The sequence below is a fragment of the Psychromicrobium silvestre genome (genome assembly GCF_013408295.1).
GTDB lineage: Bacteria > Actinomycetota > Actinomycetes > Actinomycetales > Micrococcaceae > Renibacterium > Renibacterium silvestre.
On sequence record NZ_JACBYQ010000001.1, the window covers coordinates 1,406,891 to 1,426,573 of the forward strand.

22 protein-coding genes are annotated in these 19,683 nt (G+C 59.9%); 8 read left to right on the top strand and 14 right to left on the bottom strand.

From position 1 onward, the window contains the following. Positions 1–16 precede the first annotated feature (16 nt). Complete coding sequence (locus tag FHU41_RS06585; RefSeq protein WP_179388782.1) at positions 17–1,153, top strand: DNA recombination protein RmuC; 1,137 nt, start codon at positions 17–19, stop codon at positions 1,151–1,153. A 52-nt stretch (positions 1,154–1,205) separates the two neighbouring features. Here FHU41_RS06585 and FHU41_RS06590 read toward each other — a convergent pair whose 3' ends face one another. Continuing rightward, positions 1,206–2,291 (bottom strand): 4-hydroxy-3-methylbut-2-enyl diphosphate reductase, encoded by a 1,086-nt coding sequence (locus tag FHU41_RS06590; protein ID WP_179388783.1) that lies wholly within the window; start codon positions 2,289–2,291, stop codon positions 1,206–1,208. Between the two features lie 9 nt (positions 2,292–2,300). Then, positions 2,301–3,041, bottom strand: a complete 741-nt coding sequence (locus tag FHU41_RS06595) for a hypothetical protein (protein WP_179388784.1) — start codon at positions 3,039–3,041, stop codon at positions 2,301–2,303. A 272-nt stretch (positions 3,042–3,313) separates the two neighbouring features. Between FHU41_RS06595 and xseA the strand changes: the two genes are divergently transcribed. After that, entirely contained in the window at positions 3,314–4,654 is a 1,341-nt protein-coding gene (gene xseA, locus FHU41_RS06600; RefSeq protein WP_179388785.1) for an exodeoxyribonuclease VII large subunit, read from the top strand. After that, complete coding sequence (locus tag FHU41_RS06605) at positions 4,651–4,902, top strand: exodeoxyribonuclease VII small subunit (protein ID WP_179388786.1); 252 nt, start codon at positions 4,651–4,653, stop codon at positions 4,900–4,902. Before xseA ends, FHU41_RS06605 begins: the two co-directional genes overlap by 4 nt. Before the next feature lie 48 nt (positions 4,903–4,950). On the opposite strand, the gene FHU41_RS06610 is transcribed toward FHU41_RS06605, so the two are convergent. The 9 genes from FHU41_RS06610 to FHU41_RS06650 form a co-directional block, all read right to left on the bottom strand. Next, a complete protein-coding gene (locus tag FHU41_RS06610; protein ID WP_179388787.1) occupies positions 4,951–5,805 on the bottom strand; it encodes a polyphosphate kinase 2 family protein in 855 nt (284 codons plus the stop codon). A gap of 108 nt (positions 5,806–5,913) precedes the next feature. Continuing rightward, entirely contained in the window at positions 5,914–7,131 is a 1,218-nt protein-coding gene (locus FHU41_RS06615; RefSeq protein ID WP_179388788.1) for a pyridoxal phosphate-dependent aminotransferase, read from the bottom strand. A gap of 108 nt (positions 7,132–7,239) precedes the next feature. Next, the gene (locus FHU41_RS06620; protein WP_179388789.1) at positions 7,240–8,190 is read right to left on the bottom strand and encodes an ABC transporter substrate-binding protein; all 951 of its coding nucleotides are present in this window, start codon (positions 8,188–8,190) and stop codon (positions 7,240–7,242) included. Then, positions 8,187–8,963, bottom strand: coding sequence for an ABC transporter permease (locus FHU41_RS06625; protein ID WP_179388790.1), 777 nt, complete (start codon positions 8,961–8,963; stop codon positions 8,187–8,189). Before FHU41_RS06625 ends, FHU41_RS06620 begins: the two co-directional genes overlap by 4 nt. Then, positions 8,963–9,649, bottom strand: coding sequence for an ABC transporter permease (locus tag FHU41_RS06630; RefSeq protein ID WP_179388791.1), 687 nt, complete (start codon positions 9,647–9,649; stop codon positions 8,963–8,965). The genes FHU41_RS06625 and FHU41_RS06630 overlap by 1 nt, the downstream gene beginning before the upstream one ends. A gap of 1 nt (position 9,650) precedes the next feature. Beyond that, entirely contained in the window at positions 9,651–10,718 is a 1,068-nt protein-coding gene (locus FHU41_RS06635) for an ABC transporter ATP-binding protein (protein WP_179388792.1), read from the bottom strand. Between the two features lie 208 nt (positions 10,719–10,926). Beyond that, positions 10,927–12,048, bottom strand: a complete 1,122-nt coding sequence (gene rsgA, locus FHU41_RS06640) for a ribosome small subunit-dependent GTPase A (RefSeq protein ID WP_179388793.1) — start codon at positions 12,046–12,048, stop codon at positions 10,927–10,929. 172 nt (positions 12,049–12,220) lie between these two features. Continuing rightward, positions 12,221–12,679: an NUDIX hydrolase gene (locus FHU41_RS06645; RefSeq protein WP_179388794.1), complete on the bottom strand. Its 459-nt coding sequence runs from the start codon at positions 12,677–12,679 to the stop codon at positions 12,221–12,223. Between the two features lie 10 nt (positions 12,680–12,689). Then, the gene (locus FHU41_RS06650; protein WP_343046261.1) at positions 12,690–13,622 is read right to left on the bottom strand and encodes an N-acetylglucosamine kinase; all 933 of its coding nucleotides are present in this window, start codon (positions 13,620–13,622) and stop codon (positions 12,690–12,692) included. Between the two features lie 44 nt (positions 13,623–13,666). Between FHU41_RS06650 and FHU41_RS06655 the strand changes: the two genes are divergently transcribed. After that, a complete protein-coding gene (locus FHU41_RS06655; RefSeq protein ID WP_179388795.1) occupies positions 13,667–14,674 on the top strand; it encodes a nitronate monooxygenase in 1,008 nt (335 codons plus the stop codon). Between the two features lie 58 nt (positions 14,675–14,732). After that, the gene (locus FHU41_RS06660; RefSeq protein WP_179388796.1) at positions 14,733–15,215 is read left to right on the top strand and encodes a winged helix-turn-helix transcriptional regulator; all 483 of its coding nucleotides are present in this window, start codon (positions 14,733–14,735) and stop codon (positions 15,213–15,215) included. Positions 15,216–15,247: 32 nt separating this feature from the next. Here the strand turns inward: FHU41_RS06660 and FHU41_RS06665 are convergent, their stop codons facing one another. Beyond that, a complete protein-coding gene (locus tag FHU41_RS06665; RefSeq protein WP_179388797.1) occupies positions 15,248–15,442 on the bottom strand; it encodes a hypothetical protein in 195 nt (64 codons plus the stop codon). Continuing rightward, complete coding sequence (locus FHU41_RS06670; protein WP_343046262.1) at positions 15,439–16,095, bottom strand: helix-turn-helix domain-containing protein; 657 nt, start codon at positions 16,093–16,095, stop codon at positions 15,439–15,441. Before FHU41_RS06670 ends, FHU41_RS06665 begins: the two co-directional genes overlap by 4 nt. A gap of 115 nt (positions 16,096–16,210) precedes the next feature. Between FHU41_RS06670 and corA the strand changes: the two genes are divergently transcribed. The 3 genes from corA to FHU41_RS06685 are packed head-to-tail and all read left to right on the top strand — an operon-like array spanning position 16,211 to position 18,973. Beyond that, positions 16,211–17,206: a magnesium/cobalt transporter CorA gene (corA, locus tag FHU41_RS06675; RefSeq protein ID WP_179388798.1), complete on the top strand. Its 996-nt coding sequence runs from the start codon at positions 16,211–16,213 to the stop codon at positions 17,204–17,206. Then, on the top strand, positions 17,203–18,072 hold the full coding sequence (locus FHU41_RS06680) for an alanyl-tRNA editing protein (protein ID WP_179388799.1): 870 nt from the start codon (positions 17,203–17,205) through the stop codon (positions 18,070–18,072). Before corA ends, FHU41_RS06680 begins: the two co-directional genes overlap by 4 nt. Positions 18,073–18,118: 46 nt before the next feature. Further along, positions 18,119–18,973, top strand: coding sequence for an aldo/keto reductase (locus tag FHU41_RS06685; RefSeq protein WP_425503276.1), 855 nt, complete (start codon positions 18,119–18,121; stop codon positions 18,971–18,973). 92 nt (positions 18,974–19,065) lie between these two features. On the opposite strand, the gene FHU41_RS06690 is transcribed toward FHU41_RS06685, so the two are convergent. Then, on the bottom strand, positions 19,066–19,623 hold the full coding sequence (locus FHU41_RS06690) for a TetR/AcrR family transcriptional regulator (protein ID WP_179388800.1): 558 nt from the start codon (positions 19,621–19,623) through the stop codon (positions 19,066–19,068). Positions 19,624–19,683 lie beyond the last annotated feature (60 nt).

Below are 19,683 nucleotides of genomic sequence, written 5' to 3' on the forward strand. Positions count from 1 at the left end.
GTGCCATGCTGAAGCCATGGATGGATTTGCTTTAGGTCTTTGCCTCGGTCTGCTACTCGGCGGACTTGCCCTGTACCTGCTCTTACGACGGCGGCAGCTCACCTTGTCGGATGAGCTCGGCGAAGTCACGGAGCGGCTGAGCGAAGCCAATGCCGCACTCGCCGCTGCAGAGGCGGAATCCCGGCTGCTCAGCTCGCAGAGCCAGCAAGACGGCTCGGTGCTGAAAGCCCTCGGTCCGGTGGCCGAAAGGCTCTCCGAGGTGCAGCGCCAGGTGGCGCTACTGGAACGTGATCGGGTGGAACAGTATGGGCAGCTGACCCAGCAGCTCCGGGATGCCAGGGAATCCGATGCCCTCCTTTTGCAGACCACTCGTTCCCTCGCTTCCACCCTGCGCTCAACCAGCGCGCGTGGCCGCTGGGGTGAGGTGCAATTGCGCAGGGTTGTCGAATCCGCAGGCTTGCTGGCTCATGTCGACTTCCAGGAACAGGTCCAGCAAACTGGCGAGGATGGCAGCCAACGTCCGGATATGGTGGTGCGGCTTCCCGGCGGAAAAGAACTCGTATTGGATGCCAAAGCCCCGCTCAGCGCCTTTCTGGAAGCCCAGGAAGCTAGCACCGAGGCTGCCGCCACAGCCGCTCTGGCCCGGCATGCCAAAGCGGTCCGGGTTCATATTGATGCGCTCGCCGGAAAGAAATACTGGCAGAGCGCGGGAGCGAGTCCCGAGGTGGTGATCTGCTTCTTACCCGCCGAATCGATTCTCTCGGTCGCGTTGAACGCCGATGCTCAATTACTTGACTATGCCTTGGAGCGAGGGGTGGTTTTGGCCTCCCCCATCAGCCTCCTTGCGGTGCTCAAGGCGGTGGCTTTCTCCTGGCGGCAGGATGTGCTGACCGAAAATGCGCGGGATCTCTTCGATCTCTCCACCGAGCTCTATCAGCGGTTGGCCAAGCTGGGAGAGAATGTGGAGAAGCTCGGAGCCTCCATAAGATCCTCGGTAGACAAGTACAACTTGATGGTCGGCTCATTGGAAGCCCGAGTACTGCCAACCGCAAGAAAGCTCAACGCGTTGGACCCCGAGAAGTTGAGTACGCCGTCGTCGGTCCAGAACCAGCCGCGCTCATTGACTGCACCGGAGCTGCTCGAACGCCCCTGACTGGGCCAGGAGAAAGCCAGGCCAGAGTAGTCCCAGCCGGCTCGGACAAAACCTAGTTGCTGGGTCGGCTTCCTCGGCCACCCAATACCCGGGAGGGATCGCCGGCTTTCTTGAGCGTGGTCCGCAATTCCTTGGGCAGCGAGAAGAGTAGATCCTCCTCGGCCGTGACAACTTCCTGGACATCGTTGTAGCCGTATTCGGTAAGTAGCGCCAGAACGTCCTTGACCAGAACCTCGGGAACGGAGGCACCGGAGGTCACCCCGACGGTGGCCACCCCTTCGAACCAGGACTCATCGACCTGATTGGCGAAATCGACTCGATAGGAGGCCTTCGCGCCATATTCCAAAGCCACCTCAACCAACCGCACCGAATTCGAAGAATTTGCCGAGCCAACCACAATCACCAAATCAGCCTGCGGCGCAATTTTCTTGATCGCCACCTGGCGATTGGTCGTCGCGTAGCAAATGTCATCGCTCGGCGGATCCTGCAGGGTCGGAAAACGCTCCTTGAGTAAGCGCACGGTTTCCATCGTCTCGTCAACGCTCAGGGTGGTTTGAGAGAGCCAGATGACCTTCTCGGGATCACGCACGGTTACCTGATCCACCTCGTGCGGACCATTGATGATCTGGATATGCTCCGGGGCCTCCCCCGAGGTACCCTCTACCTCTTCGTGCCCTTCGTGCCCGATCAGCAAGATATCGAAATCGTCCCGGGCGAAACGCACCGCTTCCCGGTGAACTTTTGTCACCAGCGGGCAGGTGGCATCAATGGTGCGCAAACCGCGATCCTCAGCAGACTGCACAACGGCCGGTGAAACTCCATGCGCCGAAAAAATCACCAGAGCGCCCTCGGGAACCTCATCGTTTTCCTCAACGAAGATCGCGCCCTTAGCCTCCAAGGAAGAGACAACGTGGACATTGTGCACGATTTGCTTGCGCACATAGACCGGCGGCCCATAATGTTCTAAAGCCTTTTCTACCGCGATGACGGCGCGGTCCACCCCGGCGCAATAACCGCGAGGAGCCGCAAGCAGAACCCTCTTGGCACCAGACACCGGAGCCGCCGCAGCGATCTCTTCCGGGCTGCGACGCTTGCGGGGAATGGCGGGCATCGGGACGGAAACGGCGGTGCTGGTCATGACTTCATTCTACGACGGGCTCAATACCAAGGCTCGCCGAGGACGGGTAGCGACTCTGCCTACCAATCCAATCAGCAGCAAGGCACCAGCAGTGATCAAAGCGATCAGAATCCAGCCGTCAAAGTTCGAGGTGGCCGCGGAGACGTACTCCTGCTTGAACAAATCGGCCACCTGGTTCCCGCCCTGGGTGTTCAGTAAATTCTGCGAAACCACCGTCAGCAACAGCTTCCAGCCCGCCACCACGACGAGTCCTCCCAGTCCGATAAGCGCGAGAGTGGTGGACCGCCGTCGAGCAATCAACAAGGACAGGCCGAAGGCGAGCACGGAGCCAACGGCCATCCAAAACCCCAGCGGCGCCAATTCGCTCAGGCGGACCAAAACGGTTCGCTGATTTTGAGTGCCCAAGCTGATTAGCACCTGATCGGGCGCTTTCAATTGTTGGCCGAGTCCGCTGCTGACCTTAGTCAGAACCAATTGCAGCAGCGGCGCTACATCGAGGTTCAAGGTGCCCTTGTCATTAGCATTAGCCGCCGGGTCAACCACTGTCAGTTCATGGCTACGCCGCAGCGTCTCTGCCCAGGCCTTGGGGTAGGCAGGGTCGCTGGAGAGCGACTTGGTGGCGTTCTCAATAATGGGTTCCACTATGGTGCCCAGTCCCGGGAAGGACCCCAACTGCGAACTCACCGTTTTCGCGGTGGCACTAGCTAGAGCCGATTGGAACTTTGAATCATTGCCCAGGGGTTCGGCCATTGCCAAAAACCCATCCTGGTCAATCACTGTTCGTTCAGCCCAGATGACTGGAACTGAAACACCCGCCAATATCAATGCCAGGAGTGTGGCAAGGGCGGAGAAGAAGCTGCGCATAGGCCCCCCGGTTGGTTACTCGAAACAACTTTAGCCATTACTCCTGTGTGCACCCCCAGAGAATTCTAGATGTCCCTCTACGGGACCGTCGGAGGGGTTGGGTAGGCTGGTGATCCTGAGTCACCCAGTCCCAAAAGATCGAAAAGGAGGAGGATCGGATGAACGAGGACGGTGTCACCGGCGAGGATCAGCCGACTTCCTTACCCACGACGGCGGCTGAGACGAGCGCTGAACGGCCCTGGCCGCTTCGGCTGCTTTCCGAAAAGCTAAAAGCCCATATCGACCGTGCGCCCGCTGCCTGGGTCGAAGGCCAGGTCATTGAACTGAATCGCCGGGCAAATGTCAGCTATCTGACGTTGCGAGACGTTGACGCGGAAATATCGCTCAGCGTCACCCTGTTCGGCTCTGTGCTGGATTCGATGAGCGTGCCACTAGAGCGAGGGGCGCGGGTGGTTGCCCAGCTCAAGCCGGACTTCTGGATGAAAACCGGACGACTCTCGATGCAGGGTAAGCAGATCCGTGCGGTGGGGCTGGGCGATTTATTGGCACGAATCGAGGTACTCAGGCAGGCACTTGCCGTCGAAGGCCTCTTCTCCCCCGAGCGGAAGAAAAAACTTCCGCTGCTTCCACAACGCGTGGGACTCATTACCGGCCGGGATTCGGATGCCATGAAGGACGTGCTGCGCAACGCCAAACTACGCTGGCCCGCCGTTCAATTCGAGGTACGCGAGGTTGCCGTCCAAGGCGTCAACTCGGTAGCTCAGGTCACTGCGGCGCTAGCCGAACTGGATGCGGATGAACGCATCGACGTCATTGTGATCGCCCGAGGCGGCGGCTCTCTTGAGGACCTGCTGGGCTTTAGTAACGAATCCCTAGTCAGAGCCGTTGCGGCGACACAGACGCCGGTAGTCAGCGCTATCGGCCATGAGGCCGACCGGCCCTTGCTCGACGAAGTAGCCGATTTGAGAGCCTCCACTCCCACCGACGCAGCCAAGCGGATCGTGCCCGATCTGGCGGAAGAATTGGAACGAGTTGGCCGGATGCGTGAGCAGCTCTCCCGCGGCATCGGCCTTTTACTAGACCGCGAAGGGGAGCGGCTAGAGCAATTGCGTTCTCGGCCCGTACTAGCCAATCCGGACGGAATGATCGAGGTCCGGGCGGAAGACCTATCGAGATTGCGGGATCGTTCCTTCTCGATGATCTCCTCCCTGACGGGACGGCACCGGGACGCCCTGGGACATCTACTTGCACAAGTCCGATCGCTCTCCCCACAGAACACCCTGGACCGGGGTTATGCCGTCGTCCAGCTCAGCGACGGGAGCGTGCTGCGTTCCGCTGCGGAGGCGCCGGAGGACACCACTCTGCGGATCCGGCTGGCAGAGGGACAGATCGGTGCTCGCTCGCTCGGAACAGCCCCTGAACTCGCAAGCTCCACCAAGAAGACCCCCGCCAGATCAACAAAGGTCAATACCTCAACAAAGGACAGTTCGCCATCATGACTCAACAACCCGGTATTGAAGCGCTCAGCTACGAACAAGCCCGCGAGGAGCTCGTCTCAGTGGTGGCCAAGCTGGAAGCCGGTGGTGCCAGCCTGGAGGAATCGCTGGCGCTCTGGGAACGCGGTGAGGCCCTGGCTCAGCGCTGCGAAGAGTGGTTGAGCGGCGTGCAAAAGCGTTTGGATACCGCTAAAAATGCGGTCTCAGAGCAGCGCGAATCCTCGGCTGAGCCGACTAACCGAGCCAACTAGTCGAGCCGACTAACTGATACTCGTCCTGGCTTAGGGCGAATGAAGAACTCAGGAAGCCGCAAGCCGCTTCCGCTCCTCAGCTAGGTCGAAGTCGCCCTTCGGCCAGCCCAAGTCCAAGGACTCGAAAGCGTCCACGAGCAGTTCCTGAACGGCCAGCCGGGCATACCATTTCTTGTCCGCCGGGATGACGTGCCAGGGAGCCTTTTCGGTAGAAGTCTTCTGGAAAGCCAGCTCGTAGGCTTCCATGTACTGCGGCCAGAAAGCCCGCTCGGTCAGATCTCCTGGGGAATACTTCCAGTGTTTGATCGGGTCCCCCAGCCGCGCCGACAGCCGCTCTTTCTGAGTTTCCGGGCTGATGTGCAGCATTACCTTGACGATCTTTGTCCCCGCTTCCACGAGTGAGGATTCAAAGTCATTGATTGCCTGATAGCGGCGTTCCAGCTCAGTTTCATCCGCCCAGCCGTGCACCCGGTGAATGAGCACATCTTCGTAGTGTGAGCGGTCAAAGACCCCCAGCATGCCGTGTCGCGGCACCTCTTTTTCAATCCGCCACAGGAAATCGTGCTGTTTCTCCTCCTCGGTGGGAGCCTTGAAGGCGTGTAGCTGCACACCCTGGGGATCAACCGAGCCCACCACATGGGAGACGATGCCGCCCTTGCCTGCGGTATCCATCGCTTGAAGCACCAGCAATACCGCGCGTTCCCCGCCGAATTTACTCTCCGCGAAAAGCTGCTCCTGCAGCACGGCAAGCCTGCCCGCGCGATCGCTAAGAACCTGCTCGGCGTCGCGCTTCTTTCCGCTGAATCCCGGTGCTGAAGCGGTGTCTACTTGCTTCAGTTGGAAATCCGAACCCGCGAGAAGTAGGCCGCTAGGGCTCTTCTTGAAACCGTGCTTCGATGCCATGGCTGCCTTCCTGGGAGCGCCGCACAATGCTGCACGGTCGATTCTTCTCCCACCGTACTAGAACACAAGGGACTAGAACACGATGGCGTCGAGGTGTGGACAGGATATTTAGGGTTTGTAGTGACTCAGGAACTCGGCGATCCGGCCGATGGCTTCCTCCAGATCCCGCACATTAGGCAAGGTGACCAGGCGGAAATGATCGGTAGCAACCCAATTGAACCCGCTGCCGTGTGAGACCAGAATCTTCTGTTCCTGGAGAAGATCCAGGACAAACTTCTCATCATCCTTGATCGGATAGGCTTCCGGATCGAGCCTGGGGAACAGATACAGCGCCCCCTTCGCCTGCCTAGTGGAAACGCCGGGAATCTCGTTGAGCAGCCGATAGGCAAGATCCCTCTGCTCACGCAGCCGTCCACCCGGAAGGATGAGATCGTTAATGCTCTGATAGCCACCTAGCGCGGTCTGAATGGCGTGCTGGCCCGGGACATTAGCGCATAGCCGCATATTGGAGAGCAGATTGATGCCTTCAAGGTAGTCCGCTGCCCTGGACTTGGGCCCCGAGATGGCCATCCAGCCGGAGCGGTAGCCACAGACCCGGTAAGCCTTGGACAAGCCACTGAAAGTCAGGCAGAGAACATCCTCGGCCGCTGCCAGCGCGGTGTTGTAGTGCACGGCATCCTCATAGAGAATCTTTTCGTAAATCTCATCGGAAAAGACCACAAGATTATGCTTCCGAGCCAATTCCACCATCGCTTCCACGGTCTTCTGCGGATAGACGGCCCCGGTGGGGTTGTTCGGATTAATAATCACCAAGCCCCTGGTCCGCGGGGTGATTTTGGCCTCTAGGTCCTCCAGATCAGGCTGCCAGTCCTCTTCCTCCGAGCAGAGGTAGTGCACAGGGCGTCCCCCGGACAAGCTGACGCAAGCCGTCCACAGCGGATAGTCCGGGGTGGGGATGAGTACCTCGTCGCCGTCGTTCAGCAAAGCTTGGAGGGACATCTGAATGAGCTCGCTCACGCCGTTACCCAGGTAGACATCATCGACATGGATATTGTCGATGCCACGTGTTTGGTAATACTGCACGACGGCGGTGCGCGCCGAGAAAATGCCGCGAGAATCGCTGTAGCCCTGAGCCTTGGGCAGGTGCCGGATCATGTCCACCAAAATCGCATCCGGTGCCTCGAAGCCGAAGGGTGCGGGATTGCCGATATTCAGCTTGAGGATGCGGTGCCCCTCCGCCTCCAACTGCTGCGCTCGCTGCAAGATCGGCCCCCGGATGTCGTAGCGGACACTGGCGAGCTTGGCGGACTGGGAGAAATCTGACATTTCTCAAGAATCGCACATTCAGTGCGGCAACGGTCTTTGTAACGCAAAAGGCACGCAGGCCAATACCCAAAAAGTGGGCTTGGCCTGCGTGCCTTCCGCAATAGCTACTTACTTAACAATGCCTTTGTCCTTAAGCCACTGCTGGGCAGCGTCCTTAGGGTCAAGCTTCTGATCCCCGGAAACCTGACGGTTCAGGTTGATCAGATCGTCAGTGGTCAGCTGCTTCGAAACATTGTTCAAAGCCTGCTTCGCGGCATCGGAGAGCTTGTCCGTCTTGTACAGCGGGATCACCTGCTGCGCCAGGAAGTTGTTCTTGGGATCGCTCAACACCACGAGAGCATTGTCCGGGATGGCCGGGCTGGTGGTGAAGATATCGGCAACCTGCACCTGATCGCTGGTCAGCGCCTTCACGGTGAGCGGTCCGCCGCCATCGGTGATCGGCTGGAACTTCGAGGGCACGCAGCTGTACTTGGCTTTCAGTCCCGGCAAACCATAGTCCCGCGTGGAGAACTCCGGCGGAGCCGCCAGCGCAACCTTGTCACAGACCTTGGCCAGGTCTTCAATGGAGCTCAGGCTGTATTTCTGAGCGGTTGCCTTGGTCACCACCATGGCGTCTTTGTCCTCCGCCGCGGCCGGATCCAGGACGGACAGCCCCAGCGGAGTCAGCTTCGTCGGCAGCGCTTTGACGATGCCGTCCTTATCGGAAATGGTGTTCTTCGGATCCAGGTAGCCCAACAGGTTTCCGGTGTAATCCGGAATCAGGTCGATGGAACCATCCTTCAGCCCGCCGACATAAGCCTCCCGGGAACCGATATTCAGCTTCGACGTGACCGTGACTCCGGCGGCCTCGAGAGCACCGGCATAGATCTGGGCAATCACCTGGCTCTCCGGGAAATTGGCCGATCCCACCGTGACAGACCCGGCCGCGCCGCTCGAAGAAGAGCCGCTGGGGCTGTCCATCGGATTGCCTCCGCAAGCGGTGAGCGTCAAGGCCAGAGCCATAACAGCGCCAGCGGGGAGCAAAGCCCGCTTGGCGAAGGTTTTTCCAGCTAGCTTCATGATGTTCCTCCTTGTGTGCCAACGGCGGGAGTGCCGAGGGCCTGGGGTTTTTCGCCGACCGTAACGGAAGCGGCAGGTTTCGAGGTGATTTTCAGTCCGGGAGAGACCAAAAATCTGGTCAGAAGTGCAAGCAATCCATCAATGGCGATGGCCAGCACCGCAATCAGCACGGCACCGCCAAATACCTGACCATAGTCATTCGAGCTGACCCCATCGATCAGGTACCGGCCCAGTCCGCCCAACGGTAAATAAGCCACCACGGCTACCGTGGCTACGACTTGGAGCACGCCGCCACGGAAGCCTCCGAGCATGACCTTCAATCCATTGGGAACCTCCACCTTGAACAGGATCTGTAGCTCGGTCATTCCCATGCTGCGCGCCGAATCGACGATTCCGCGGTCAACCGATGATATTCCGGCATATACGCCGGTCAGCAGCGGTGGGATGGCGAGCAACACGAGGGCCCAAACCGCAGGCATCAGGCCCAGGCTGGAGAGCAATGCGAAGAGCGTGATCAGTCCCAAGGTGGGGAGCGCGCGAAGCATCCCGGCCAGCGAAACCACCACCACCCGGCCCCGACCAGTATGCCCAACATAGAGGCCGATGGGAATTGCGATAACAAGCGAGATCAGCAGGGTCAGCGCACTGTAACCCAAATGCTCCAACAGCCGCAGCGGTACGCCATTGGCGCCTTGCCAGTTCTGCGGATCGGTCAGCCATTGAATGCCTTGGCTCACCGGATTGTGTGTGGTGTAGTCAGTTGCTGGCAACATCAGCTCACCTCCGCTACCAGGGTGGCGCTGGCCTGGGGCTTCGCACCCGAAGCCACCGCGCGCGACCAGGGGGTGAGAACTCTCTGCAGCACCACCAGAATTACGTCCATCAAAATCGCCAACAGCAAGGTACCGATAATGCCGACCATAATTTCCACCAGGAAGTCACGCTGCAGGCCATCGGTGAAGTAATACCCCAGGTTCTTCACCCCGATCACCGCACCCACGCTGACCAAGGCGATATTGCTCACCGAGACCACTCGCAGACCGGCGAAAAGCACCGGCAGAGACAGCGGTAGATCGACCGCGAAGAATCGCGGAAAAGCCCGGTACCCCAGTGCGACGGCGGCCTGGCGGATGTCATTGTCCACCGAGTTGAGCGCATCCACCGTGGTCCGGACCAAGAGCGCGACCGCATAAATGGTTAGCGCCACGATAACGTTCGTCTGATCCAGAATCTGGGTACCCAAGACGACAGGCAGCACGACAAAAAGCGCCAAGGAGGGGATGGTGTAAAGCAGCGACCCCAGGGAAAGGATGATCGCCCTGGCAATGTTGCTGACCCGAGCCAACTGAGCCAGCGGGATAGCAATTACCAACCCGAGCAGCAACGGCAAGAGCGCCTGGTACAGATGCAGCCCTGCATAGCCCAGGATGTGACCGAAGTTCGCAGTGAACCAAGCCATCTCAGCCCTCGCGCGCTATCCGGGCCTGCTCGATAGCCTCGAGCACTTCACTGGCCTTGACCACGCCGCTGACCGCGCCCTGCTGATCGACGGTGACGCCGAGTCCAGCGGGTGAGGACAATGCCGCATCGAGCGCCCGCCGTAAGGATTCCCCCTCCGGGTAAAGCGATCCACCGGCCACCACTTCGCCGGGCCTTTGCGGGGAAAGCCAACCGAGCGGATGCCTATCGGCGGACACCAGCAGGGTCCAGTCCGAGACCGGAGCTTGCTCCTCGGTGCTGGCTACCGGGTGGATCGGCACGGCGGCACCCTCACTGAAGGATAGGTGCCGGAAACCGCGATCCCTGCCGACAAAACCCGCGACGAAGTCATCCACCGGGGCGCGCAGGATCTCTTCCGGGGTGGCGTACTGAGCCAGCCGCCCGCCAACAGCGAAAACTGCTACTTTATCGCCCAGGATGGTGGCCTCGTCGATATCGTGAGTGACAAAGACAATGGTCTTCGCCAGATCCCGCTGCAACCGGAGCAGTTCCTCTTGCAGTTCTGCCCGCACCACCGGATCTACCGCGCTAAAGGGTTCGTCCATCAGCAGCACGGGTGGATCGGCCGCGAGTGCTCGCGCTACCCCCACACGTTGCTGCTGGCCGCCCGAGAGCTGGCTCGGATAGCGTTTGGCGAAACTCTGAGATAGCCCGACGACGTCGAGCAGCTCGTGCGCACGGGCGATGGCTTTCGCCTTGGGTACCTTGTTCAACCGCAACACGGTTGCCACATTGTCGATCACGGTACGGTGCGGCAGCAACCCGGAGGACTGCATCACATAGCCCATCGAGCGCCGCAGAGCCGGTGCCGGAACCGCGGAGATATCCTGGCCGTCAACCGTGATACTTCCCTCGCTTGGCTGAACCATGCGGTTGATCATTCGGAGGGAGGTGGTCTTGCCACAGCCTGAGGGACCCACGAAAACCGTGATTCCACCCTTATCAATGGTCATCGACAAATCGTCCACCGCCGCCAAACCGCTCTGGCCTCCCTGGTAGCGCTTAGTGACAGAATCGAAAACTATCATCGGCTCAGGATTCATTACGGATTGTGCTGGTGCCATGCTGGTCCCTCACTGTAGGTGGCGCCGTCGTTAACTCTGGGCGGTAAAACTTTACGATCAGCTCGCGCCGACGTTCAGTCGAGTCTAACCAGCAGCACCGACAATATGAACCCCGGCGCGAGCTTCGAAACCTTTCGTAGCACATTGGAACAACGCTTCGCGCTTTAGAACATTAGAACTTGCCCTCTTCGACCCGGCCTCGGATCTTCTTATAGGAGCGATAAGCCCGGCCCGCAGATCGAGATTCGCTCCTGCTTTGGGCAATATCTTTGCGCTGAGCTAACCGAGCCATTTCACGCTGCATCTTCTGATAGCTCTGCCAGCGCCGCGACTCCAAAAGCCCATTTTCGAGGGCTTCCTGAACGGCGCAGCCGGGTTCCCGCAGATGCTGACAATCAGCGAATCGACAGAGTCCAAAGAGCTCTTCAATATCGCCGAAAACCTTCGCCACCCCTTCAGCAGCATCAACCACCTCAAAACCGCGCACCCCGGGGGTGTCCATCAGCACCCCGCCGCCAGGTAACGGCACCAACTCACGTGCCGTGGTGGTGTGCTTTCCCTTGAAATCGCCCTCCCGAACCTCACCGGTATCCTGCACTTTGGCTCCGATTAGCGCGTTGATCAAGGTCGATTTCCCAGCCCCCGAGGGGCCCAGGAAGGTCAGGGTGGCCCCGCCGCCCGGGTAGTCCTGAACCTGTTGGCGCACCTCCTCGATGCCATCCCCTGCCTCCGCGCTGGTGGTGATCACCCGAACTCCCGCTGCGTACTCCATGACTTGGGAGACGACGTCGTGATTTCCATTGATCCCATCGGCCAGATCCGCCTTGGTCAGGATCAGCAACGGAGTAGCCCCGGAATCCCAGGCCGCCACCAGCATTCTTTCGATCCGGCCCGGTGAGAGCGTTCGGTCGAGCGGTACCACCACAGCAATCAGGTCGATATTGGCCGCGAGCAGCTGCGATTCGCTCGAATTGGCGAAGGCAACCTTTCGGATCAGCTGAGAGAAGCGCGGCAGCACCCGGGCTTGCAGCAGCCCGGGGTTGGCACCGAAAGCACCCTCCAAGCTGCCCTCGAAATCCAGCCCGAGCCAATCCCCGGTGGCACACTGAGCACCCTCCGGAGTAATCAGCGCACGCGGGACGAACATCGCACCGGCGCGAGTCATCACCTGGAAATGGGATCGATCTGCCCGGACAACCCGGGCAGCTTCGAGCCCAGGATAGTCGCGATAAAGCTCAGCGATGCGGTCACTGAAACCGTAGAGAGAAAGTTCGCCGATTGACGAAGAAATCATTTGAATACCTCGGGGATATCGCCCCAAGTGGCGGACGCTCTAGCATCGCGCGAGGATCGGGGCAAGTGGATATGACAGGAATGAACGCTCTGAACGCGCTAGAAAAACAGTCATTGTCTCCACCTCCTTACCGATCACTGGGCTGCGAACTATGCAGCTTCCAAAACTATAACTACTGATCCTCCGGCTGGCTAGCTAATTTTCCGGACTGCGGCTTTTCCCGCCAGATCCGCAAGGCAGCGTCAACCAAAGGAACCCGATTGAGGCTGGGCACTTGGGCCAGCGGAATCCAGGCTGCGTGCGTGGTGCTGCCATTCTGTTCTGCGGTCAGTTCCCCACCCGTAACCGTGGCCTGGTAGAGGAACCGGATCGACTGCCGTAGCTGGCCGTCGATGGGCGCTGAGGGCGCAAAAACGTCCACCCCCAGTGGTCGCTCAATCACCACCTGGTAGCCGGTTTCTTCGAAAACCTCCCGAATGGCCCCGTCCACCGGGTGTTCGCCATGATCCAAACCGCCGCCCGGCATGGTCCAGCCTTCCTCGCCGTTCTCCGACCAATACGCCAACAAGATTTCCTGATCTCGGACGATCACGGCATAAGCGGCGGGGCGGGTGGCGAAGCTGGGCGACATGAATCCTAGTCTAGGACTCCCTAGCGACAGCCGCAGAAGCCAAGTCAAGAACGCCGAAAATCGGATCTTGGTCCAGCACCCGGACCTGCTGGAATCCCCGCGCGGCCAATTGCTCGCGGAAGACTTTCTGTAGCGGCGGTTGATGCATCCCCAAGCCGGAGCCCAGCACGATGGGACCAGCCAGCTTCAATTGGGTCGCCACCTGTGCCGCCATCGTCGCCAAATCTTTTCCGGCCTGCTCGATCATCTGCAGGCTCTCCGGGTGCGCCTTGGCGGCAGCCTCGAAAACCAGCGGCGACATCGAAGCCCAGTAGCGTCGAGTGGTACCCGAATGGAAATGCGCTATTAGCTCACCTGGCTGCTCCAGCTTGCAGGCTTCTAACAGCGCCTGGGTGAGTCCGTCCGGTGCCAAACCGAGGTTCATCCGATGCAGGCTGTGCCGCACGGCTTCCCGGCCAAGCCAGTAACCGCTGCCCTCGTCTCCGAGCAGGTAGCCCCAGCCGCCCGCCCTGACTTGCTCGCCGTCGTCGTTAGTCCCCCAAGCCGCCGATCCGGTGCCCGCGATCACCGCTACGCCGGTGCTGGCATGCCCGGCAGCGAGCAGCAAGCGAGTGTCATGGACCACGGTGACCGGTACGCCGGACACATTTGGACGGATCAGCGCCGCGAGCGCTTCGGCATCGGCCTCGGTGTCGATGCCGCCGGAACCGGCGAAGACCTGATCCAGCTGGCTTAGCTGCGCTGCTGGGAATTGTGCGAATAGCTCGGCGAGGTTCTTCCGCGCTTCCTCAACGCTGACATTCTGCACATTGGCGCTACCGGTCTGCTGATCCGCTACCACCTCGCCGTCTTGCCAGAGGATGCCCCGGGTTTTGCTGCCACCGATATCCAGGCCGATGATGGTGGTGTTGGGATTGCGCGGGGGAACCGAGGTTGAACTCACGTCCCTAAGGATAGCTAAGGATCGCGAACACTGATCGGAGTCTGATGTTTCCTTCACCTTTTATTGTGGCGCCAATGGCTGGCGGAGTGAGCACTCCTGGCTTGGTTGTGGCCGCTGCCAGGGCCGGGGCACTCGGTTTCCTGGCTGGTGGTTACAAGTCCAGCGGCGCCTTGGCCGAGCAAATCGCCGCGGTGCGCTCCGAGACGGAGAATTTCGGGGTCAATCTCTTCGTCCCAGATTCCCGCCCGGTGGATGCCGAAGCCTTGGCGGCTTACCGGACTGAACTCGCCGCCGAGGCGGAGCGTTACGGAGTGCCCTTGCCGGAGCTAAACCCGGAAGCGGACGACGACGGTTGGCAGCAAAAGCTCGAACTCTTAGGTGAGCAGCCGGTTGCTTTTGTCAGTTTCACCTTCGGCGCACCGGCTCGCGAGGAAGTTCGGAGTTTGCAGGCCTTGGGCAGCAAGGTGCTGATCACGGTGACCAGCGGTGACGAGGCGAAAGTCGCTACCGAACGTGGTGCGGACGCGCTCATCGTCCAGCATTCCTCGGCCGGCGGCCATAGTGGAGCCTTCCTCGATCCTGATAAGCCCGAATATCCGGATGCGCTGGCTGATCTGCTGATTGAGCTGCGATCGGTGAGCCCCTTGCCCTTGATTGGCGCGGGTGGCATAAGCGATAGCACGACGGCCGCAATGTCGCTCGATTGTGGGGCCGAGGCCGTGCAATTGGGCACTGCTTTTCTCTGCGCCACGGAAGCGGGCACCCGCGAGGCACACCGGCAGGCTCTACTGGGCGGAAGATTCATCCGGACCGCTCGGACCCGAGCCTTCAGCGGTCGATGGGCTCGCGGGCTGGAGAACAGATTCATCAGGGAGCACCCCGGAGCGCCCCAGGCGTACCCGCAGATTCACCATCTGACCAGTCCACTGCGAGCAGCCGCAGCAGCAGCGGGCGACCCGGAGGGCGTGAATCTCTGGGCTGGTACCGGTTTTGCCCAAGCCAGGGCGGCGAGTACCGCTGAGATCCTCGCGGACTTGGAGTCGGGGCTGTAACTGGCCGTTACCAGAACACGGCTGCAGCGTCGAAGACCGGCTCAGCTAAACTAGAGCGGTGAATCAGCCTCCCGATGCAGCCGGCCTGGACGAAGTAGATCGTAAGATCATCGATCTACTCTTGGAAGATGCCCGGATCACCAACCGGGATCTGGCCGACACCATCGGCATCGCCCCCTCGACCGCTCTTATGCGCACCCGGTCGTTGGTCGAACGCGGCACCCTCGTGGGCTTTCAGGCGACAGTCAACCTCTCCGCCGTCGGACGCTCGGTACAGGCTTTGGTGGCCGTTCAGCTCAAAGCACATGACCGGGTGGAAATCGACCGCTTCACCTCGACGGTGCCGAAGCTGCCGGAGGTCCTCACCACTTTCCATACCTCGGGTTCGGTGGACTATCTACTGCATATTGCGGTTCCCAGCACCGAGGTGCTTCGGGATTGGGTGCTGGATAATCTGACCACCGATCCCGTGGTGGGCCACACCGAAACCACCTTGGTGTTCGAAAGAATGCCGGGCTATTCCGGTCCCCTGCCGCAGTAACCCCTACCGGGCTAAATAAACCTGCCGATCGCTTAGCGCAGTTGGTTGTGCTGCAAAAGGGTGCGGTGCAGCTCGGTCTCCTGGTCAACGCGCTCACGGTAAAGGGCATTGTTGACGTGCGAACGATTGCGCCTATCCGCCCAACCCTGCAGGGCCAGGCCCGCATTGCTGGCCAGGGCGGCAACGATATTGCGGCGACGGGGTGAATGTTCTGCCGAGGTGTTCATAGTGATGACTCCTTTGTGGTGCTGTTGTGGTGGTTTTCGTCCAGTAGTGGATCGAGGATCGGGAAGGTATTGAGGTGAATCTGCACGGCCCGCTGGCCTGCTAACTCCCCCTGCGCTTTGAGTTCGGTCACGAGCTGTTGGGAATAGTCATCGAGTTTCCGAGCAAATTCCGTCAACTGCCCAGAGGTCATCTGCAAGGTGATGGTGCTGAGCGCGCCGGCATCCATCCATTCATCGGCTAGTACCTCATTACCGCGCTCCAGGTAATCCTGAAGGTAGGCGGCGCGGCTGTTAGTGAACTCGCGATTAATGATCCGGACCGCATCGGCGGTTTCTGGATTGCGGTACTGCTCGCGGCCGCCGAAGCTGAGGCGGCCCGGGGATCGCTCCCACCAGCGCTCCCGCGCAGTTCCTTTGTCCTCAACCGGCCGAACAAAATCATGTTTGGCCAATTGGCGCAGGTGGTAGCTCGTGGAACCGCTGGACTCGCCGAGTAGCTCACCGAGGCTGCTGGCGGTCTGCGCCCCGTAGCGGGACAGGCTGTCCAAGATCTGTACGCGCAGCGGGTGCGCCAGAGCCTTCAGCGAGCTGACGTCGAGAGCCCGAGCCTCGGTGTGCACGTGCTCTTCAGCTGCCGAACTCTGACTACTCACAACAACAACTATAACAATGCAAAGATTTCTTTGCAAACAATTCTTTGCGATTGTGAGACGGGACACAGGTGTCTTCAATCACAGCTAAGGACCACTTGCCCGGATAATAAACACCGTGACTGTCATCGATAACGCTATCTATGTGGACGGGGTACGCACCGCGGACCCAATGAGCCTAGAACAGACTTACGAAACCCTGACCGAACGCGGCGGGATGGCCTGGATTGGGCTCTATCGACCAACCGCCGAGGAAATGGCCTCAGTGGGCGCCGAATTCAATCTGCACGAACTCGCGATTGAAGACGCCATCACCGCTCATCAACGCCCCAAGATCGAACGCTACGACCACAGCCTTTTCACGGTGCTTCTGCCTGCCCGATACCTGGACAAGGAGGAGGAGGTCGAGTTCGGCGAGCTGCACGTCTTCACCGGAAAGAACTTCGTGATCACCATTAGGCACGCGGAAACCCCGGTGGTGGCTAAGGTTCGGCACCGGATGGAGCACAGCCCCGAACTGCTCGCCCTCGGCCCGGAGGCGGTGCTCTACGCCATTCTGGATCAGGTGGTGGACGATTACAGTCCGGTAGTGGCTGGCCTAGAGAACGATATCGATGAGATCGAAGACCAGCTTTTCTCCGGAAATCCGCGAGTTTCAGAACGTATCTACAAGCTCTCCCGCGAGGTCATCCAGTTCCAGCGAGCCCTGCAGCCGCTCCTGGGCATCACCGCGCTGCTACATGGCGGGTTCCAAAAATTTGGCGTGGACATTGAATTGCAGCGTAGCTTACGTGACGTCGAGGACCATGTGGCTCTCCTCACCGGACGCGCCGATTCCTTCCGCGCCCTGCTGCAGAACGCCCTTACCGTCGATGGCACCCTGACCACCAACCGGCAGAATGAAGCCAGCGCGGCACAAAACGAGGAAATCAAAAAGATCTCCTCCTGGGCTGCCATCCTCTTTGCCCCCAGCTTCGTGGCCGGGATCTACGGGATGAATTTTGAGATCATGCCGGAATTGAAGTGGGCCTTCGGCTACCCCTATGCCCTGGTGCTGATGGCCATCGTGGCCGCGGTGATGTACGTGATTTTCAAGAAGAAGAAGTGGCTATGACGCTGCCGAAGCAAGACACCATTATCAGCTATCCGACGGGCACCCTTGAGGAAACCGCCCGGGTGCTACATATCGAGACACTACTGGACGGCAGACAGGCCGTAATACTCGACCGAACGCCGTGCCACCCGGTCGATGCCTTCTGGCCGGACCAGGGAGCGGATCGCGCCACTATCCATTACGACGGCGGCCAGGCGGCGGTGTTGGACTGCCAGTTGGCTGCCACCGACGGGAGTGCACTGTATGTCGGAGCCGACCTTCCCGTACGTCAGGGCACCGAGGGCTGGTCCTTCCTGGCCGCGCATCTGCTGCCCGCCGACGTCGAACTTACCGAGGGCAGCGAGCTGGGCATCGCCGTCGACGCTAGCTACCGCCGGGCCCTGAGCCGGGGGCATAGCGCCTGCCATCTGGTTTCCTTGGCACTCAATCAAGCACTCTCCGGGCACTGGACCAAGGAGGTGCGGACGGATGCGCTCGGAGCCCCGGATTTTGATGGCCTAGCCATTAGCTCATCCAGCATCGTGGAGAACGGCTCGATTGACGTTTTCCGGCTCAATAAATCCCTCCGCCGCAAGGGTTTCAACGCTGAAGGATTACCTGAGCAACTGTCAGAACTCACTTCCCTGATCAACCAGACCGTTGCCGAATGGGTTCAGGCTGCCGCCCCGATCAGGATCGACCGCGAAGGTGACCGACTGACCGACCGCAGGTACTGGAGTTGCGCACTCCCCGAGGGTGAAGCCAGGATCGCCTGTGGCGGAACCCATCTGGATTCCACCTCGGCGCTGGGTAAGGTGAGCATCACCCTCGAGCTGACCGACCTGGATGGACCCGAACTGAGGATGACCACGGCCTGCCAGGAATAACTTCCTAGCGGACCTGGTTGGCGAAAACGTAACCAATTTCAAGGAGATATCTGTGACCGTCAACGTTCCCAACGTGACTTTGAACAATGGCAATAGCATGCCCCAGCTGGGCCTCGGCGTTTGGCAGGTGCCGGATGATGAGGCGACGGCGGCCGTCACCAGTGCGCTAAACGCAGGCTACCGCAGCATCGACACCGCGGCCATCTATGGCAACGAAGAGGGCGTGGGCAAGGCGATCAAGGACTTCCTGGCTTCGAGCGGCGTAGATCGTTCCGAGCTCTTCGTCACCACCAAACTGTGGAATGGCGAGCAGGGCTACGAAAAGACCCTGGCGGCTTTCGAAACGAGCCTGAACAAGCTGGGCTTGGAGTACGTGGATCTTTATTTGATTCACTGGCCGACCCCGGAGAACGATACCTATGTTGACACCTGGCGCGCCTTCGAGGAGATTTACGCCTCCGGCCGCGCCAAGGCTATTGGCGTTTCCAACTTCCAGCAGGCTCATTTGCAGCGCTTGATCGATCTGGGTGGCACCGTTCCTGCGGTCAACCAGATCGAACTACACCCGAATCTGCAGCAGCGCGAGCTGCGTGCCTTCCACGCCGAGCACGGCATCCACACCGAGGACTGGAGCCCCTTGGCACAGGGTGGCGAGCTATTGCAGGATGCTTCGCTCATCGCCATCGCGGAAGCCCACGGTAAGAGCACCGCTCAGGTGATCATTCGCTGGCATGTACAGATCGGGAACATCGTGATCCCGAAGTCCGTCACCCCGGAGCGCATTGCCGCGAACATCGATGTTTTCGATTTCGAGTTGAGCGCCGAGGAATTGGCTACCATCGAGGCACTCGATAAGGGCGGCCGAATCGGACCGAACCCGGACGAGTTCAACGTAAGCTAAGCCCTCCCTCTTTACGCGTTTACGCGCGAGTGCACACTTAACGCCCATCGTATCCTCGGAACATGGGCGTTAAGTGTGCACTCGCGCGGTAGTTAAGGGTGGGTGAGCAGGCGGGTGATCTCAACGACCGAAGCCCTTAGTTCAGCCCGCTGAGCGGCGCTGGCCTCCGCTTGGAGCTGGAAGGCGGCCTGCGTGGTCACAATCCCGATCACCTGATGTAGAAGATCCGCGGGCAGATGCTTCGCTACCAAGCCGGAGCGCTGGGCGGCCCGAATCGCCTCCCCCTTGCGCGCTGCGGCACCCTGAACTTCCAGGCTCCGAATACCCTTCCCCTGACGCTCCAACTGATCCCACAGCACGATGCGGAGCTGCCCCGGATGCTCTATCGCGTGATCGAAGAGCCTGCCAGCATATTCGGGCAGATGATCCGGATCGATCGGAACGCTCTCCACAGTGGCAATAACCATCTCATCGAAGACCGCGTCAAAGAGCGCGTCCTTGGAACCAAAGTAGGTGTAGATCTGGGCCTTATTGCTGCCGGCATGAGCAGCAATTCGATCCACTCGGGCGCCCGCGATGCCCCGTTCCGCGAATTCCGTACTCGCGGCTTCCAGCAATCGGCGCTTAGTTGCCTGTGCATCCCTGACCATAGCCAAATATTACCAACCAGTTAGTTGACAAGCAAGAATGCAAGGCGTTCAATAGTTATC

Coding starts and splice junctions, on each gene's coding strand:
- FHU41_RS06615 (WP_179388788.1), bottom strand. CDS start 7,131: ATGTCAGATTTCTCCCAGTCCGCCAAGCTCGCCAGTGTCCGCTACGAC.
- FHU41_RS06585 (WP_179388782.1), top strand. CDS start 17: ATGGATGGATTTGCTTTAGGTCTTTGCCTCGGTCTGCTACTCGGCGGA.
- FHU41_RS06595 (WP_179388784.1), bottom strand. CDS start 3,041: ATGGCCGAACCCCTGGGCAATGATTCAAAGTTCCAATCGGCTCTAGCT.
- FHU41_RS06655 (WP_179388795.1), top strand. CDS start 13,667: ATGTTTCCTTCACCTTTTATTGTGGCGCCAATGGCTGGCGGAGTGAGC.
- FHU41_RS06630 (WP_179388791.1), bottom strand. CDS start 9,649: ATGGCTTGGTTCACTGCGAACTTCGGTCACATCCTGGGCTATGCAGGG.
- rsgA (WP_179388793.1), bottom strand. CDS start 12,048: ATGATTTCTTCGTCAATCGGCGAACTTTCTCTCTACGGTTTCAGTGAC.
- FHU41_RS06680 (WP_179388799.1), top strand. CDS start 17,203: ATGACGCTGCCGAAGCAAGACACCATTATCAGCTATCCGACGGGCACC.
- FHU41_RS06635 (WP_179388792.1), bottom strand. CDS start 10,718: ATGATAGTTTTCGATTCTGTCACTAAGCGCTACCAGGGAGGCCAGAGC.
- xseA (WP_179388785.1), top strand. CDS start 3,314: ATGAACGAGGACGGTGTCACCGGCGAGGATCAGCCGACTTCCTTACCC.
- FHU41_RS06605 (WP_179388786.1), top strand. CDS start 4,651: ATGACTCAACAACCCGGTATTGAAGCGCTCAGCTACGAACAAGCCCGC.
- FHU41_RS06610 (WP_179388787.1), bottom strand. CDS start 5,805: ATGGCATCGAAGCACGGTTTCAAGAAGAGCCCTAGCGGCCTACTTCTC.
- FHU41_RS06665 (WP_179388797.1), bottom strand. CDS start 15,442: ATGAACACCTCGGCAGAACATTCACCCCGTCGCCGCAATATCGTTGCC.
- FHU41_RS06625 (WP_179388790.1), bottom strand. CDS start 8,963: ATGTTGCCAGCAACTGACTACACCACACACAATCCGGTGAGCCAAGGC.
- FHU41_RS06690 (WP_179388800.1), bottom strand. CDS start 19,623: ATGGTCAGGGATGCACAGGCAACTAAGCGCCGATTGCTGGAAGCCGCG.
- FHU41_RS06620 (WP_179388789.1), bottom strand. CDS start 8,190: ATGAAGCTAGCTGGAAAAACCTTCGCCAAGCGGGCTTTGCTCCCCGCT.
- FHU41_RS06645 (WP_179388794.1), bottom strand. CDS start 12,679: ATGTCGCCCAGCTTCGCCACCCGCCCCGCCGCTTATGCCGTGATCGTC.
- FHU41_RS06590 (WP_179388783.1), bottom strand. CDS start 2,291: ATGACCAGCACCGCCGTTTCCGTCCCGATGCCCGCCATTCCCCGCAAG.